Annotated in this window: 14 protein-coding genes; 12 read left to right on the plus strand and 2 right to left on the minus strand. The window is 60.1% G+C overall.

Translation table 11 applies throughout. The features are described from left to right. Positions 1-108 precede the first annotated feature (108 nt). The 8 genes from LC094_RS01180 (at position 109) to LC094_RS01215 (ending at position 7,579) form a co-directional block, all read left to right on the plus strand. The gene (locus LC094_RS01180; protein WP_226549376.1) at positions 109-1,710 is read left to right on the plus strand and encodes a cytochrome ubiquinol oxidase subunit I; all 1,602 of its coding nucleotides are present in this window, start codon (positions 109-111) and stop codon (positions 1,708-1,710) included. A 6-nt stretch (positions 1,711-1,716) separates the two neighbouring features. Beyond that, entirely contained in the window at positions 1,717-2,880 is a 1,164-nt protein-coding gene (cydB, locus tag LC094_RS01185; protein ID WP_226549379.1) for a cytochrome d ubiquinol oxidase subunit II, read from the plus strand. 13 nt (positions 2,881-2,893) lie between these two features. Next, positions 2,894-3,016 (plus strand): cytochrome bd-I oxidase subunit CydX, encoded by a 123-nt coding sequence (gene cydX, locus LC094_RS01190; protein WP_226549382.1) that lies wholly within the window; start codon positions 2,894-2,896, stop codon positions 3,014-3,016. A gap of 220 nt (positions 3,017-3,236) precedes the next feature. After that, the gene (locus LC094_RS01195; RefSeq protein WP_226549384.1) at positions 3,237-4,553 is read left to right on the plus strand and encodes an NAD(P)/FAD-dependent oxidoreductase; all 1,317 of its coding nucleotides are present in this window, start codon (positions 3,237-3,239) and stop codon (positions 4,551-4,553) included. 12 nt (positions 4,554-4,565) lie between these two features. Then, on the plus strand, positions 4,566-4,928 hold the full coding sequence (locus LC094_RS01200) for a DUF5368 domain-containing protein (protein ID WP_226549386.1): 363 nt from the start codon (positions 4,566-4,568) through the stop codon (positions 4,926-4,928). 169 nt (positions 4,929-5,097) lie between these two features. Next, the gene (locus LC094_RS01205; protein ID WP_226549388.1) at positions 5,098-5,850 is read left to right on the plus strand and encodes a glycosyltransferase family 2 protein; all 753 of its coding nucleotides are present in this window, start codon (positions 5,098-5,100) and stop codon (positions 5,848-5,850) included. Between the two features lie 3 nt (positions 5,851-5,853). Further along, entirely contained in the window at positions 5,854-6,171 is a 318-nt protein-coding gene (locus LC094_RS01210) for a lipid-A-disaccharide synthase N-terminal domain-containing protein (protein ID WP_226549390.1), read from the plus strand. Then, a complete protein-coding gene (locus tag LC094_RS01215; protein WP_226549392.1) occupies positions 6,155-7,579 on the plus strand; it encodes an ArnT family glycosyltransferase in 1,425 nt (474 codons plus the stop codon). The genes LC094_RS01210 and LC094_RS01215 overlap by 17 nt, the downstream gene beginning before the upstream one ends. 63 nt (positions 7,580-7,642) lie before the next feature. Here the strand turns inward: LC094_RS01215 and LC094_RS01220 are convergent, their stop codons facing one another. Further along, positions 7,643-8,275, minus strand: a complete 633-nt coding sequence (locus LC094_RS01220; protein ID WP_226549394.1) for a sugar transferase — start codon at positions 8,273-8,275, stop codon at positions 7,643-7,645. A gap of 642 nt (positions 8,276-8,917) precedes the next feature. Between LC094_RS01220 and modB the strand changes: the two genes are divergently transcribed. The 4 genes from modB (at position 8,918) to LC094_RS01240 (ending at position 15,129) form a co-directional block, all read left to right on the plus strand. Then, complete coding sequence (modB, locus tag LC094_RS01225) at positions 8,918-9,631, plus strand: molybdate ABC transporter permease subunit (protein WP_226549396.1); 714 nt, start codon at positions 8,918-8,920, stop codon at positions 9,629-9,631. Further along, positions 9,628-10,707 carry a molybdenum ABC transporter ATP-binding protein gene (modC, locus tag LC094_RS01230; protein WP_226549399.1) on the plus strand — a complete coding sequence of 360 codons (1,080 nt, stop codon included), beginning with the start codon at positions 9,628-9,630 and terminating at the stop codon, positions 10,705-10,707. Before modB ends, modC begins: the two co-directional genes overlap by 4 nt. A gap of 164 nt (positions 10,708-10,871) precedes the next feature. Next, positions 10,872-11,858 (plus strand): efflux RND transporter periplasmic adaptor subunit, encoded by a 987-nt coding sequence (locus LC094_RS01235; RefSeq protein WP_226549401.1) that lies wholly within the window; start codon positions 10,872-10,874, stop codon positions 11,856-11,858. Further along, a complete protein-coding gene (locus tag LC094_RS01240; RefSeq protein ID WP_226549403.1) occupies positions 11,851-15,129 on the plus strand; it encodes an efflux RND transporter permease subunit in 3,279 nt (1,092 codons plus the stop codon). The genes LC094_RS01235 and LC094_RS01240 overlap by 8 nt, the downstream gene beginning before the upstream one ends. A gap of 68 nt (positions 15,130-15,197) precedes the next feature. Here LC094_RS01240 and LC094_RS01245 read toward each other — a convergent pair whose 3' ends face one another. Then, the gene (locus tag LC094_RS01245) at positions 15,198-17,273 is read right to left on the minus strand and encodes a methyl-accepting chemotaxis protein (protein ID WP_226549405.1); all 2,076 of its coding nucleotides are present in this window, start codon (positions 17,271-17,273) and stop codon (positions 15,198-15,200) included. Between the last annotated feature and the right edge of the window lie 22 nt (positions 17,274-17,295).

The raw sequence follows: 17,295 nt of genomic DNA on the forward strand, positions 1-17,295 counted from the left end.
ATTTTGACCTGGGTCAAAGTCCCCAAGCCTGTGGCGTTTTAAATCGAAGCTACAAACATGCATCTGCGAGACATCTTTTTCAGTCTCGCGCAAAAGGAGCAAGGGAACATGGAGTTCGGACTAGTTGAGCTGTCGCGCCTGCAATTCGCGATGACAGCCATGTACCACTTTCTCTTCGTGCCGCTGACGCTTGGTCTGTCGATCATCGTGGCGATCATGGAGACGGTCTATGTCATGACCGGTCGCCCGATTTGGCGACAAATGACGAAATTCTGGGCGACGCTGTTCGGGATCAACTTTGTGCTGGGGGTGGCGACGGGGATCACGATGGAGTTCCAGTTCGGCATGAACTGGTCCTACTACAGCCACTACGTTGGCGATATTTTCGGCGCGCCGCTGGCCATCGAGGGGCTTATGGCCTTCTTCATGGAAGCGACCTTTGTCGGGCTCATGTTCTTTGGCTGGGACAAAATGTCGAAAGTGGCGCATATGATCGTCACCTGGCTTGTGGCCATCGGCTCGAACTTTTCCGCGCTCTGGATTCTCATTGCAAACGGCTGGATGCAGAACCCGGTGGGGGCCGAGTTCAACCCGGACACCATGCGGATGGAGATGACCAACTTTTTCGAAGTGGTCTTTAACGAAGTGGCGCAGGCCAAATTCGTGCACACCGTGTCCGCCGGTTACGTGACCGCCTCGGTCTTCGTGCTGGGTGTCTCTGCGTGGTACTTGCTCAAAGGTCGCCACACCGAGTTGGCCCGTCGCTCCATCGCGATTGCAGCCGCCTTTGGTCTGGCTTCGGCCTTCTCCGTTGTCATTCTGGGCGACGAGTCGGGCTACAACGCCACGCATACGCAGAAAATGAAACTCGCAGCCATCGAAGGCATGTGGGAAACCCAAGACGCCCCGGCCTCCTTCACGCTGGTCGGCATCCCGGATCGCGAAGCGCGTGAGACGCATTACGCCATCCACATTCCTTACGCGATGGGTCTGATCGGTACGCGGTCTCTGACGCAGGAAATCCCCGGCGTGGATCAGCTTGTGGCTGAAGCGGGCGAGAAAATCCGGTCTGGTATCATTGCCTATGACGCGCTGATGACGATCCGCACTGAGCGCGATGCAACGCCTGCCGAGGTGCGCGCCACCTTTGAGGAACATTCCGCCGACCTCGGTTTCGCCATGCTGTTGAAACGCTATGTCGAAGATCCGCGTCAGGCCACTGACGAACAGATCGCCATGGCCGCCGATGACACCGTTCCGGGCGTCGGGCCGCTGTTCTGGGCCTTCCGCATCATGGTGGGGCTGGGCTTTAGCTTCATCGCGGTGATGCTCTACTTCTTCTACCGCACCTCGTTCAAAGGCATGCAATACCCGCGCTGGGCATTGCGCGCGGCTGTGATTATCATTCCGGCACCGTGGATTGCCGCGGAGCTGGGCTGGTTCGTCGCCGAATTCGGGCGTCAGCCCTGGACCGTGGACGGCGTTCTGCCGACGGCTCTGTCGGCCTCGCATCTGTCGATCACCGATCTGCTGATCACGCTTGCTGGCTTTGTGATCTTCTATTCGGTGCTCTTCGTGATCGAGATGAGCCTGATGATCAAATATATCAAAAAGGGCCCCTTTATGGATGTCGAGGAAACCGATGCATGGATGGAACGCCATGCCGCGCGCCTCAGCTCCAATGATCCGGCCCTCAAACCTGCGGAGTAAGCTACGATGATCCTGCATGAATTTATGACTTTCGAAGTCCTCCGCGTGATCTGGTGGTTGCTTCTGGGCGTCCTTCTGATCGGGTTCGCGCTGACGGACGGGTTTGACATGGGCGTGGGCGCGTTGCTGCCCTTCGTGGGCAAGACCGACACTGAACGCCGCATTGTGATCAACACCATCGGCCCGGTTTGGGAAGGCAACCAAGTGTGGTTCATCTTGGGCGGTGGTGCGATTTTCGCCGCCTGGCCGATCCTCTATGCCGTGTCTTTCTCGGGGTTCTATCTGGCGATGTTCCTCGTGCTGGCGGCGCTGATCCTGCGTCCCGTGGGCTTCAAATACCGCTCCAAACGCGAAAGCGCGCGGTGGCGGAACAACTGGGACTGGGCGCTTTTCGTGGGCGGTGCGGTTCCGGCGTTGATCTTCGGCGTGGCCGTGGGCAACGTGTTGCAAGGCGTGCCTTTCCACATCACGCCCGACCTTTTGATGCCGCGCTATGATGGCAATGCGATCTTGAAGCTTCTGGGCCTGTTGAATCCCTATGCGCTTTTGGCCGGTGTCGTGTCGCTCTCCATGCTCTTGATGCATGGCGCGGCTTGGCTTGGGCTCAAAACCGAAGGCGTCGTGCAACAACGCGCGCAGAGCATCGGCACCATCGCGGGTATCGTCGCCGCCGTCACCTATGCGCTTGCCGGTCTGTGGCTGGCCTTCGGCATCGACGGGTTCCAAATTGTCGGTGAGGTGGTGAAAGACGGGCCAAGCAATCCGCTCTACTCCGAAGTGACCCGTGGTGGGTCCTGGATGCAGGCCTATTCCGACCGTCCGTGGATCGCGATCGCGCCGGTGATGGCGTTTGTCGGGATCGCCATGGCCGTCATGGGGCTGCGCAAGGGCAAAGAGGTCTCGACGCTTCTGTGGTCGAAACTGGGCATCACCGGGATCATCTCCTCGGTGGGCCTGACGATGTTCCCCTTCATCTTGCCCTCCACCGTCGATCCCAACAGCTCGCTCACCGTCTGGGACAGCTCCAGCTCGCACCTGACGCTTTTCGTGATGCTGATCTGTGCGATCATCTTCATGCCGATCATCCTCGCCTACACCTCCTGGGTCTACAAAGTGCTCTGGGGCAAGGTCACCGAGGATGAACTCGACAGCAACGCTCAAAGCTACTGAGAAAGGACCGACCATGTGGTATTTTGCCTGGATCCTTGGCCTTCCGCTCGCTGCTCTCTTCGCGGTCTTGAACGCGATGTGGCTTGAAATGCGCGAAGATGCGCGTCTGGCCGACGAGCACGACGACAAGTCCTGAAACACCGCCTGACCTAAACGTTGGCAAGGTCATTCGACCTGACCTTGCCATAAACGCTTTCGTCCCTTCAGGTGGCCTGCTCCGGGGGTGTCGTTCCACCGCCCCCGGAGCGCCTTACACCAAACTGCTCCGCCCGCCATCGTGGGCGGAATTTTCCGCACCAAAACATGCATACATATGCATGCTATGATATATGGTATGCGCAAATATGGAGAGAGACATGCACGACACGAATTCCCCCCAGATCGGGCGCCGGGGTTTCCTTGGGCTCGCCGCCGGGGCCACGGCGCTGGCCGCCACATCCGGTGAGGTCCGCGCCGCCAGCGTGCCGACCAACGCCAAGATCGTCATCATCGGCGCAGGCGCCGGTGGCACCGCCTTGGCCAACCGCCTCGTAGACCGCCTTGAGGGCGCCCAGATTACTCTGGTCGATCCGCGCAAAGAGCACCTTTATCAACCCGGCCTGACGCTCGTCGCCGCCGGTCTCAAGCCCGCCGATTACGTGGTGTCCGAGACCACCGACTGGCTGCCGAAAGGTGTCACCCTCATTCAGGAAAAAGCCGCCGCCATTGACCCCGTCGCGAAAACCGTTTCGACCGAGGGTGGCCAGACGCTCTCTTACGATTTCCTCGTCGTGGCCCCGGGCCTGATCCTCGATCATGACGCCATCGAAGGGTTATCCCTTGATATGGTTGGCGAAAACGGCATCGGCGCGCTCTATGCGGGCCCGCAATATGCCGCCGCCACCTGGAAGGCCGCCTCGAAATTCATCGAGGAGGGCGGTCATGGTGTCTTCACCCGTCCGGGCACCGAGATGAAATGTGCTGGCGCGCCTTTGAAACACACCTTTCTGATCGACGACCGTCTGCGTCGTGCGGGCAATCGTGGCAAGGCAGAGATCACCTACGGCGCCCATGACAGTGCGCTTTTCGGGGTGCCGATTGTCTCGGAAAAAGTCCGCATGCTGTTTTTGGACCGAGACATCGCGCCGGTCTATCAGCACACGGTGAAATCCATCGACGCGGGCGCGAAGCGTGTGACCTTCAACACCGCCGAAGGCACCGAGGAGATGGACTACGACTATATCCACCTGATCCCGCCGCAACGCGCGCCTGAGGTGATCCGCCAGTCCGGCCTGTCCTGGGCCGACAAATGGACGGATCAGGGCTGGGTCGAATGCGATATGGCGACATTGCAGCACCTGCGCTACCCGGAGATCTGGGCGCTGGGCGATGTCGCCGGTGTGCCAAAGGGCAAAACCGCAGCCTCCGTCAAATGGCAGGTGCCAGTGGTCGAGGACCAGATCGTCTCCGCCATCGCAGGCACTGAGCCGAGTGAGACCTATGGCGGCTATACCTCCTGTCCGATGATCACCAAGATCGGCCGTGCGATGCTGGTGGAGTTCGATTACAACAACAACCTCGTGCCGTCCTTCCCGGGGATCATCCCGCCGCTCGAAGAGCTGTGGATTTCCTGGCTGATGAAAGAGGTGGCGTTGAAAGCCACCTACAACGCCATGCTGCGTGGCAAGGCCTAAGGGAGAGCGACGATGAAAGATCTGACTTTTTCGACCCTCATTGCCGTGTTCGAAGAGATTTTCGGGCGGGGGCTGTTCTGGGCCATGGTGATCATCGCTGCCGTGGTGACGCTGGGCTATCTGTTCGTGCTGATCCGCGACCGCGCGGTGAGCTGGCGCAAGTTCCTCTGGGCACAGCTCTCCATGCCGGTGGGCGCCGTGCTGGCCGTCTGGTTCGTCATGGCGATGACGCACTCTGCACCGTCTGACATCGGCGGCGCGGTGGATCTCATCGTCTTCCTCGGCGTGGCCGTCATGGGCGCGGTCGGCATGGCGATCCTCGTTTACACGCTCGAGTCCCTCGTCAAACCGCCCAAAACCAATCGCGAATCCTGAGGCCGTTTCGTTCCGAACGCGCCAAAGGGTGGGCGCCCCCGGTGTGCGGACCGGGGGCGTCTCTTTGTATCTGACAGGCCGCAACCCGCGTAGACCTCGGCGTTTTGCTTTACATCAAGGGGCGGCTCCGGTAATCGCGGGGACGAAAAATAAAGGGTACGACCGGCTTATGTGCGACACGTCCATCATCATTCCCTGCCGCAACGAGGCGGAAAACATCGGCGCTCTGCTCGATGAGATCACCGAAGCCTGCGCCAATATCGGCCCCTTCGAAATCATCGTGATTGACGACGCCTCCGATGACGGCATGGCCGATATTTTGGCGGGGCGGATGGGCGTGATGCCGCATCTGCGGGTGATCCGCCATGACCGTTCCGGCGGCCAATCCGCAGGCGTCCACTCCGGCGTGCGCGCCGCGCGTGGTACAGTGTGCTGTACGCTCGATGGCGATGGTCAGAACCCGGGCACCGAAGTGCCCAATATGATCGCGCCGTTCAGTGGTCCGAATGCCGCAAACATCGGCCTCGTCGCCGGTCAACGCGTTGGGCGTCAGGACACGTTCTCGAAACGCTACGCCTCGAAATTCGCCAATGCTCTGCGGGCGAAAATCCTCAAAGACGGCACGCGCGACACCGGCTGTGGGCTCAAGGCCTTCCGCCGCGACGATTTCCTGAACCTGCCCTATTTCGATCACATGCACCGCTATCTTCCGGCGCTGTTTGCCCGCGATGGCTGGGAGATCGCCCATGTCGATGTCTCGCACCGCGCGCGCGGTGGCGGTCGGTCGCATTACTCGAACCTGCAACGCGGTCTGGTGGGCGTGGTCGATCTCATGGGCGTGGCCTGGCTTTTGAAGCGCCGCAAGAAATCGCGTCCGACCGAAGTCACGTCGCCCGCCAATTCGGCCCGCTCGGAGGGCTAACCGATGCAATGGCTGATGACGATCCTGCATGTCGAGACGGTGGCGGAACTGTGGTGGGTGCTTTTTGGCCTCTCCGCGCAGCTCATGTTCACCGCGCGGTTTCTGTTGCAATGGATCGCCTCTGAACGCGCCAAGAATTCGGTGATGCCGGTGGCATTCTGGTATTTCTCGCTCGCGGGCGGGGTGATGCTTTTGATCTATGCGCTCTACCGCAAAGACCCGGTTTTCGTTTTGGGCCAAGCCCTTGGCGTCGTGATCTACGTTCGCAATCTCTGGCTGATCTATGCAAATCGCCGCGCCAACAATGCCGTCTCGGACTGAGCCGCAAAGCTGGCGTCCTCTGGCGCTGATCTTCATTGCCGTGGCCGTCGCGCTGCGGCTTTTGGCCTTGGGATTTGATCGCACCGATCTCTTTGTCGATGAGGTGCAATATTGGTTCTGGGGCCAGAACCTCGATTTCGGCTATTACTCCAAGCCGCCGCTGATCGGCTGGCTGATCCGTCTCGTCACCGATCTGGCGGGCTCGGATGCCGCCTTTTGGGTGCGGATGCCGGGGGCCGTGCTGCATGGGGTCACGGCCTATCTGCTGGGCGCTCTGGCTGCGCGGCTCTCCGGACGTGAGGCAGCGATTTGGACCGTGGCGCTCTATCTGAGCCTGCCCTTCGTGGCGCTTGGCTCCGTCATGATCTCGACCGATACGGTGATGGCGCCGTTTTATGCCGCCGCGCTCCTGTTCTTTTTCCGCACCATCGAGACCCGCCACCTGCGCGATGCGCTGGCCGTCGGCATTTTCGCAGGCCTCGCTTTCATGGCGAAATACGCTGCGATCTATTTTCTCATTGGCTCTGCGCTGGTGATGCTCACCCAGCCGGGTCTGCGTCCGGGGTGGCGCAATCTCATGGTGATGATCGCGGGATTTGTCGTCACCATCCTGCCGAATGTGCTGTGGAACCTGTCGCATGACCTGACCACCGTGTCGCATACGATGGACAACGCGGGCTGGGTCCGCACCGGTGCTGCCTTTGATTTCGGCTCGATGGCGGAGTTCTTTTTCAGCCAGTTCGGCGTCTTCGGGCCCGTGACCATGGGCGCGCTCATCCTTGCCTATCTGCGCCCGAAAAAGGGGGCGCATACGGCGCTCGTGCTGTTTTCCATTCCGGCGCTTCTGACCGTGACCGTGCAGGCGCTTTTGGAAAAAGCCTATGCCAACTGGGCCGTCGCCACCTATTTCTCGGGGGTGATCCTCGCCGTCATGGTCTTGCCGCGGCTCGGTCGCTGGATCGCTTTGGGCGTCAATCTGATGCTTTGCATCCTCCTGCCGATCCTCATTGTTCTGGCGCCCTGGCCACAAACCGGCGCGGGGGCTCCGCTGCTTGAACGCTATCTCGGGCGTCATGCCCTCTCGGAGAGCATTCTGGCCTTGGCGCAAGAGCAAGACCTGCCGGTTGTCAGTGGCAATCGCGATATTCTGGCCGATCTCTTTTACATCGGTCGCGACAGTGAGGTCGCGCTCTACGCGTTGCCGGAAACCGGGCGGTCTTCGAGCTATTATGCGCAAAACTTTGCCCTGCCAGAGACGGTGTCTGGCGATGTCTTGGTGATCGGGGGGCGGACGCCGCCCTGTGAGGCCGAAGAGGTCGAAGGGCTGGTGCTTGAGGGGCTTTACGCGGGCGATGATCTTGCCGCCTGGCGCGTGCCTGCCGCCTGTCTTTTGGAAATGGGCCGTTAAAGAAAAGAGCCGCTCAGTGGGCTGGCGGCTCAAAAGGTGTTCGGTATTTGGCTCTGTATTGGTTCAGTGCCCGGTGGTTTTGAACACCACCGTCACCGTTCGCAGGATCAGGCTCACATCGGTCATAAAGCTCTGTTTGCGGTGGTAGAGATTGTCGAATTTCACACGCGCCACAAAGCTTGTCTCGCCACGTCCTGAAACCTGCCACATGCCGGTGATGCCGGGGCGCATCTCGAAATAGGCGCGACCTTTGGCCTTTTCATAGAGCATCTGCTGGCTCGGCATGAAGGGGCGCGGGCCGACAAAGCTCATGTCGCCTTTCAGCACATTGAGCACCTGAGGCAATTCATCGAGCGAGGTCTTGCGAATGAACCGCCCGATCTTGGTGATCCGGGGATCGTGGCGCAGCTTTTGATAGGTGCTCCATTCCTTCGCGATCTCCGGGTTCTCTTTACAGAGCTGAACCAGAAGCTGGTCGGCATTCACCCGCATCGAGCGCAGCTTGTAGAACTGAAACATCCGCCCGTCGCGCCCGATCCGCCTCTGGGCGTAAAAGGCCGGCCCGCCATCCATTTTGACCAGCACGGCAAGGGTCAGGATCACCGGGATGACGGCAGGTGCGACGAGCAAAAAGAACATCACGTCGAACAGGCGTTTGCCGAAAGACTCGTAGAGAGAAACATGGAAGTGAGGCAAATCTACCGCATGAGCAGACGTCGTGAAAGTTCTGTCGGATTTGGATGGATACACCACAATTTCCTCCGAGACGCGTCTTTCGACATTTATATGCGAATTAAATTTCCATGCAACTCTGAGTTGTCCGCAACTTCAATGCTGCACCTGAATATTCCTACACCATATGGGCAATTTTTCCTATCGTCTGGCAAGGAGATTTTAGGGGGGGATTGTTAACTTCGATATTTTTTTGGTCTATATTCACGGGGAATTGGCATAAAACGCACGCGAAAAGAAATCGAAAAAGACAAAACATGGTAAATGCGATCTGCGGCGTGCGCGGTTTTTTTGTTCGATTGACGTAAGGGTCAAGTTGATTCGTTTTCTGCAATGCAGCGCTCGTATGACGTGTATTTTGGCTGGCCATGACAAGTCAGACCCTGCAAAGAGACTTGCTCAGGCAAAATGTGCACAGACAACATGTGCGTCAGAAGATATAAGGCCGGGCGACGAGGCAGGTGAGCCTTGGTGTGAGCGGTCGGGAGGGCAAACAGGCATGACAGCGCGATGTGACACGAGACCATCAGGGCGGTTCAGGCCGTCTGATGCCGGTGCAGGGTCCTTTGAGACGACATGGCGTTCTCATGTGGCGGGTGAGCCGTGTTGAGTGCCGAGGCCACAGGATTGGGGCCGGAGGAATGGCAGGCCATCGCCCTCTCGCTCAAAGTCGCCTTTTGGGCGGCGCTTGCGAGCCTGCCGTTTGGCATCTTCATCGCTTACGCTTTGGCGCGCTGGGATTTCCCGGGGCGGCAACTGCTCAACGGTCTGGTGCATTTGCCTCTCGTTTTGCCGCCTGTGGTGACCGGCTATCTGCTCTTGATGACCTTGGGCACCCGCGCGCCGCTCGGGGCGTTTCTGGAAAATTTCGGCATCGTCTTTTCTTTCCGCTGGACCGGCGCCGCGCTGGCCGCCGCGATCATGGGCTTCCCGCTGATGGTGCGCGCCATCCGCCTGTCGATCGAGGCGGTGGATGGCCGTCTTGAAGAGGCCGCCTCCACCTTGGGCGCCTCGCCGTTGCGGGTGTTTTTCCGCGTTACCCTGCCGTTGTCCTGGCCCGGCATTCTGGCCGGCGCGGTTCTGGCCTTTGCCAAGGCTCTGGGCGAATTCGGCGCCACAATCACTTTCGTCTCCAACATTCCGGGCCAGACCCGCACCTTGCCCTCCGCGATCTACGCCTTTCTCCAGGTGCCGGGCGGAGAAAGCGCGGCGTTGCGGCTGGTCCTGATCTCCATCGCTTTGGCCATGGCGGCGCTCATTCTCTCCGAAGTTCTGGCCCGTCGCGTGTCGAAGCGCCTGTCCGAGGGAGGGCGCTCATGACCCTGCGTGTCGATCTCAAACACCGCTTTTCAAGCTTTTCTCTCGATCTCGGGTTTGATGTGCCAGACGGTATCACCGTGTTGTTCGGTCGGTCCGGCTCCGGCAAATCCACGGTGCTGCGGGCCATCGCGGGGATTTTCAAACCGGAACATGCGCGGATCGTCCTGTCGGATCGTGTGCTTTGTGACAGTGAGGCCGGGCCTTGCCTGCCGCCGCACAAACGTCGGATCGGCATGATCTTTCAGGATGCCCGGCTGTTTCCGCATCTCACCGTGGCGCAAAACCTCGATTTCGGACGGCGGTTCTCCAAGCGTGACGTGCCGCAGGGCGAAGTCTCGCAAATGGTCGAAATGCTGGGCATCGGTGCGCTTTTGGACCGTCGCCCGGACGGCCTCTCTGGCGGGGAACAGCAGCGCGTTGCCATCGGGCGGGCACTTTTGTCCGGGGCCGAGATGATCTTGGCCGACGAACCTCTGGCCGCGTTGGACGAGGCGCGTAAGGCGGAAATCCTGCCCTATTTCGAACGGTTGCGCGATGAGATCGCCATCCCCGTGCTCTACGTCAGCCACAGCCCCGCAGAAGTCGCCCGCCTCGCCACCACGGTGATCGCGCTTGAGGCCGGTCGCGTGATCGGGCAGGGCAGCGCCGAGGCGGTGCTGGGCGATCCTGCCGTTTTGCCGGTGGGAACGGGCGGCGCAGGGGCGCTGATCCGGGCCACGGTGCGGGCACATCACGCGGATGGGTTGACCGAACTTGATGCCGGGGGCGAGGCGCTGTTCCTGCCGCGTCTCATGGCCGATCCGGGGCATCCGGTCCGCCTGCGCATCGCGGCGCATGAGGTGATCCTGTCGCCTGACCGTCCCGTCGGGCTTTCCGCACTCAACATTCTCAGCGGCACGATTGTCGAGATTTCCGAAGCCCAAGGCTCTGCCGTCTTGGTGGCGCTTCAAACCGGGGCCGGGCGGGTCTTGGCGCGGGTGACGACACGTTCGGTCGCGGCCTTGGGGCTGCGTGTGGGTGCGCCCTGCCACGCGGTGGTCAAAACCGCCTCGATTGCCCAAGACAATCTCACCTGAGGCGCGAAGCGGCGATCCCGACGGAAAACCGCGGGGCGTCGCGACAACTGGCGACATTTCCTGAAAGTTCAAGGTGGGGTAGACTTGCATATGGCATGAAATTTGCATACATATGCAAAATATTGAATGTTAGGCTCTCGCCTGACGCCAGAATCGAGGTCAAAATGCGCCGCACCCTTTTGCTCACGATGATGCTTCTGCCCGGATCAATGCTGGTCGGACATCCCGCCCTCTCTGAAACCCTGTCGCTCACGCCGCAGCCGATCACCGAATGGAAACCGGTCTACGCCGAGGTCGAGCCCCGCGATCAGGTGCCCGCAAGGGCGCGGATCGGTGGCACGATCACCACACTCGATGTGACCGAGGGCGATCTGGTCGAGGCGGGCCAACGTGTGGCGCTGATCGAAGACACCAAGCTTGTGTTCCAGATCGACGGCATCGACGCCCAGCTCGACGCCTACACTTCCCAGCTTGTGAAAGCGCAGGACGATCTGACCCGGGGCGAGTCGCTGTCGGAACGCGGCGTCATTTCGACCTCTAGCCTGCAGGCGTTGCAGACAAATGTCACCGTCCTCGAAGGCCAGATCACCTCGCTTCAGGCCGAACGCCAAGTCGTGTCGCGCCAGATCGAAGAGGGCGAGGTTCTGGCGCCTGAGGCCGGTGTGGTCCTTGATGTGCCGGTGTCGAAAGGCGCCGTGATCATGAGTGGCGAACAGGTGGCCCTGATCGGTGCGGGGGGCACCTTCCTACGTCTCGGCGTGTCTGAGCGCTACGCGGATCGCTTGACCGAAGGCGATACCATTCAGATTTTGGGTGCGGGCGAGGCTCAGACCGGCACGCTCGCGAAAATTTATCCGCTGATTCAAGGCGGTCGTGTCGAAGCCGATGTTGAGGTCGAGAACCTCGATGCCCGCTTTGTCGGACGCCGTGTGCAAGTGCAGCTCCCGGTCGGCAGCCATGACGCGCTTTTGGTGCCGCAAACCGCGCTGACCCAATCTGGCGGCCTCGATTTTGTCTCTGTCGAGATCGAAGGTCATCAAAGCAAACGTGTCGTCGTGCCGGGCAATGAGGTGATGCTGGACGGTGTTGCCTATGTCGAAATTCTGAGCGGCCTGTCCGAGGGCGATGCGGTGGTGATCGACCATGAATAATCCACACGGACCGTCGGGCGCGCTAGGCATTGCCGGCCATCTGACCCGCAGCTTCATCCTCTCTCCTCTCACGCCGCTCTTTCTATTGGCCGCGCTGGCCGTGGGCATGATCGCACTGATCTCCCTGCCGCGCGAAGAGGAGCCGCAAATCTCCGTGCCCCTCGTGGACATCCATGTCGAAACCCCGGGGCTCAAGGCGCAAGACGGGCTCAAGCTCGTCACCGAACCGCTGGAGACCATCGTCAAGGGCATCGATCAGGTCGAACATGTCTACTCGGATAGCCGCGACGACCACATCATGGTCACCGCGCGCTTTGACGTCGGCGTGCCCTCCGAGACCGCCATCGTGCGAGTTCGGGACAAGATCATGGCTAATCTCGATCGCCTTCCTGTCGGGATCAATGAGCCGCTCGTGGTGGGCCGGGGCATCAACGATGTTGCAATCGTGGCGCTGACTTTTAGCCCGTCAGAGGACAACGCGGCGATGACGGCCGCCGATCTGACGCGGGTCGTCAAAGAGGTCGAGGTTCAGCTTGCGCGGATCGAAAATGTCGGTCTGACCTATGTGATCGGCGCCACCGAAGAGGCGCTCCGCGTCGCCCCCGATCCGGAAAAACTGGCGCTTTATGGCGTCACCCTGCAACAGCTCTCGAACAAGGTGGCGGGGGCCAATTCCGCAAGCCCCGCCGGGCTTTTGCGCGATGGCGGCGAACAGGTCGGGTTGATCGTCGGCAAGACGCTGACGACGCCCGAAGAGATCGGCAATCTCGAGCTGACCGCCCGCGATGGGCGCACCGTCTATGTGCGGGACGTGGCAGATGTCGCTTTTGTCTCCGATCTCGATGAGCACTATGTCGCGACGCTGACGCGCGCCGGGGCACAGGGCGAGGACGCCGGGGAAGATGGCCCGGTCGTCGCGATGGACATGGACGCCCCGATCATGCGTCGCCCGGCGGTGACCTTGGCGATTGCCAAACGGGCTGGCGCCAATGCCGTGGTCGTGGCCGATGAGATTCTGCACCGCGTCGAGACCATGAAGGGCGAGATCATCCCAGACAGCGTCGATGTCGAGGTGACCCGCGACTATGGCGAAACCGCCAATGAAAAGGCCAATGAGCTTCTGTTCCACTTGGCCCTTGCGACGCTCTCCATCGTCGGTCTCGTGCTGATCGCCATCGGCTGGCGGGAGGCCATCGTGGTCGCCATCGTGATCCCCGTGACAATCCTTCTGACGCTCTTCGCCTCCTATATCATGGGCTACACGCTAAACCGCGTGTCCTTGTTTGCGCTGATTTTCTCCATCGGGATTCTCGTAGATGACGCCATCGTGGTGATCGAAAACATCGCGCGGCACTGGGGGCTGAAGCGTCCGGGGCAGAACCGCTTTGGCGCGGCCATCGCCGCTGTGGCCGAGGTTGGCAACCCCACCATCGTCGCGACGCTCACCGTGGTGGTCGCACTTTTGCCGATGCTGTTCGTCTCCGGCATGATGGGCCCCTATATGTCGCCGATCCCGGCCAATGCCTCGGCTGCGATGATCTTTTCCTTCTTCGTGGCGGTGATGATCACGCCATGGCTGATGATGAAAATCGCGGGCCGCGCCGAGTTGCATCACGATGGCGATCATGCTGAAGGCGGTGTTCCGGGCGGCAAACTGGGCAAGCTCTACACCCGCATCGCCCGTCCGATCCTGCACAGCAAAGGGCATGCGTGGCTTTTCCTGATCGTGGTGATCGTGCTGTCCTTCGGTTCTCTGGGGGCGCTCTACACCAAACATGTGACGGTCAAACTTTTGCCCTTTGACAATAAATCTGAGCTGTCGGTGATGATCGATCTGCCGGAAGGCTCCTCCGTCGAGGCCACCGATGCCGTTGCGCAGGAGGCGGCAAAGCTGGCGATGACCCTGCCGGAGGTGATGTCGGCCCAAACCCATGCGGGCACGGCGGGCGCATTCAATTTCAACGGGCTGGTGCGGCATTACTATCTGCGTGAAAACCCGGAAATGGGCGAAGTGCAGTTGAAACTTCTGCCGAAAGGGGATCGCGACCGGACCTCGCATGACATCGCGCTGGAGCTGCGCGAGATGCTGCTCGAAGACATTTCCGTGCCGCCCGGCACCGCCATGAAAGTGGTCGAGCCGCCGCCGGGACCGCCGGTGATCTCGACGCTTTTGGCGGAAATTTACGGACCCGATGGGGCGACTCGTCGCGCCGTGGCTGGCAAGGTCCGCGAAGCTTTTGAAAGCGTGGATTTCATCGTCGACACCGATGACAATTACGGCGTTCAGGCGCGGCGTATCCGGGCGGAGATGAAACCTTCGGATTTGAATTTCTATCAGGTGGCGGAGGCCGATGCCGCGCAGACCTTGCAGCTTCTCAACAGCTACACCACGGTCGGCTATTCGCATCGTGGCGAGGGGCGGCGTCCGATCCCGATCGTCATCGGGCGGGACAAATCCGATCGCGTTCTGGATGCGACGGCGCTCTCGACACCGGTTCCCGCCAATGCTTTGCCCGGTGGGCGCGGTGTGGTCGAACTGGGGGATGTGATTGCGATCACCGAAGAGGAGACCTCGTTCCCGATCTTCCGGCACAATGGTTATGACGTGGTGATGGTACAGGCCGAGCTTGCCGGTGCCTATGAAGCGCCCCTCTATGGCATGCTCGCGGTGGCCGATAAACTTGATGAGATGGACTGGCCCGAGGGGATGAAGCCCGAGATTTCGATGCACGGTCAACCGACCGATACGTTGAAACCGGTGTTGTTGTGGGATGGGGAATGGGAGGTGACTTGGGTCACCTTCCGCGACATGGGGGCCGCTTTTGGTGTGGCGCTTTTGGGGATCTACATCCTTGTGGTGGCGCAGTTCGGGTCTTTCCGCTTGCCGCTGGTGATCCTGACGCCAGTGCCTTTGACGTTTCTTGGCATCATGATTGGTCACTGGCTGTTCAATGCACCGTTTTCTGCGCCCTCGATGATCGGTTTCATCGCTCTGGCGGGGATCATCGTGCGGAACTCGATCCTTCTGGTCGATTTCATTCGAAACGCTGATGAGGACGGGAAGGTGACGACGGATATCCTTTTGGAAGCGGGGGCCACCCGGTTCAAACCGATCTTGCTCACCGCAGTGGCGGCGATGATTGGCGCGGCGGTGATCCTGGCGGACCCGATCTTTCAGGGTCTGGCCCTGTCGCTGTTCTTCGGGCTGCTGTCTTCGACCGCTCTGACGGTTTTGGTGATCCCGGCGATCTATCGCATTTTCAAGATGTGATCTGGCTTACAAACCTATAAAAGAGGGGAGCGTTTTGCGCTCCCCTCTTTGTAGGTCGCGCTACGATGTTATGCCGATTTTGCGAAGGGAACCGCGCCGCCCTGTGGCGTACTGGCTGCGGTCGACACCGAGAAGAACGACAGGTCGCGCTCCATCGTATCAATGTTGTTGCGCAGGCTCATCGTCGCCGCATTGGTTTCTTCGGACATGGCGGCGTTCTGCTGGGTGGTTTGATCCAGCTGGTTAATGGCCGTGCTCAACTCGCCCAGTCCCGTCGCCTGCTCCGTGGTGGAGGTGGCAACATGTTCGATGCCCGCATGGATTTTCTCGGCGACCTCGCGAATGCGTGAGAGCGCCAAGCCCGCTTCTCGTACCAGTTCCACGCCGCCGGAAACCTGTTGGTTCGAGGTGGAGATGAGAGTGGCGATTTCGCGGGCCGCTTCCGAAGAGCGCTGCGCCAGCGCCCGTACTTCGGAGGCCACAACGGCAAACCCGCGTCCGGCTTCGCCCGCGCGCGCCGCTTCGACCCCTGCGTTCAAGGCCAAGAGGTTGGTCTGGAATGCAATGTCGTCAATGACGGAGGTGATCGAGGCCACTTGTTTAGATGAGTTCTCGATCTCATCCATCGCCGAAATGGCACGATCAACGACCTCTTCAGCTTGGACCGTGTGGTTTCGGGCCTCGCCCGAGCGCGATTGAACCGTATTCGCCGTCTCGGCGACGCCTTTCACGGAGGCGACAAGTTCGTCCAGAGCGGCCGCGCTTTCTTCCAGTGTGGCGGCCTGATGTTCGGTGCGGCGGGCCAGATCATCCGTCGCCTGGCCGATGGATTCGGATTCGGATTTCAGGATTTGAGCCCCATCCGCAATACCGCCGACAATGTCACGCAGCTGCGAGGCGGTTTGGTTGAAGTTCTGACGAAGAGTGTCGAATTCGCCCAGGTTCGTGTCCAGATAGACCGAGAGATCGCCCTTGGCCAGACGATCAAGGCCCGCCATCAACGTGTCGACCGTCACGCGGTAAACGGTTGTGTCCACGGCGAATTTGACAATTTTGACGACCTGCCCAGCGGCGTTTTTGATCGGGTTGTAGCTGGCGCGAATGGAGATGCGCTTGCCGCCTTTGCCGATGCGTTCGTAGTCATCGCTGAGCGCCTTGCCGGAGCGCAGGTCTGCCCAGAACTCTGTGTAGCTTTGGCTTTGAACGACTTTCGGATCGACGAACATGCTGTGATGCTTGCCGACGATTTCCTCCTCCGCATAGCCTAGGGCCTTGCAGAAATTATCGTTGGCCCGAAGGATCGTGCCGTCCGGTTTGAACTCGATGACCGCCTGAACCTTTTGAATGGCGCTAATCTGGCCGCAGGCGTCGGCCTCCATGTTTTTCGCCTGGGTGATGTCGAAGGCATATTTGACCACTTTGAAGGGCCGCCCCTCCGGGTCGATCAGGGTCTCATAGGTGGATTCGAGCCAGAGGATGTCGCCATTCTTGGCCCGGCGTTTCACTTGACCCTTTTCAGACGAGCCTTTGCTCAAGCGCTCCCAGAAGTCGCGATACGCCTGTGTGTCTGATTCACCGTCGGGCATGAACATGCGGTGATGGTTGCCCTTGATCTCGTCGAGCGTATAGCCCGTCGTCTGGAGAAACAGATCGTTGGCGTGCAGGATATTGCCCTTCAGGTCAAACTCGATGAAGGCCATGGAACGGCGGATGGCATCCTCTTTCGAGCGGTTGTCGCGCCGTTTCAGGTGCATCGTCGAAATTTCGCGCCCGATCACATAGATCGAGTCGATCTTGCCATCCATGCCGCGATGCGCGCTATAGGTGGCGCTGAACCAGATCTCTTCGCCTGCTTTGTTCAGGCGGGGCACGATGACTTTTTGGGTTTCACCGGCGCGAATACGGTCCCAGAGGGCTTTTGCCTCTTCCTTGTCCTTGGTGCGGACGAAGAAAGTGTAATCCTTGCCGACGGCCTCTTCGCGTGTGAAGCCGGTCGTCTCCAGAAACATATCGTTCACATGGCGCACGACACCATCCGGATCACAAGAGACGATGACATGTGTGTCGTCGAGGACATGTTCCAGAGCGGTGGTGGGAATGCTGTAAAGCTCCGCGCCGCGTTTCGCTTTCGACTTAAAGAACATCCGATTGTGCCCTCGTATAATG

It is taken from the genome of Celeribacter naphthalenivorans (assembly GCF_020524585.1).
Classification (GTDB): Bacteria; Pseudomonadota; Alphaproteobacteria; order Rhodobacterales; family Rhodobacteraceae; genus Celeribacter; species Celeribacter naphthalenivorans.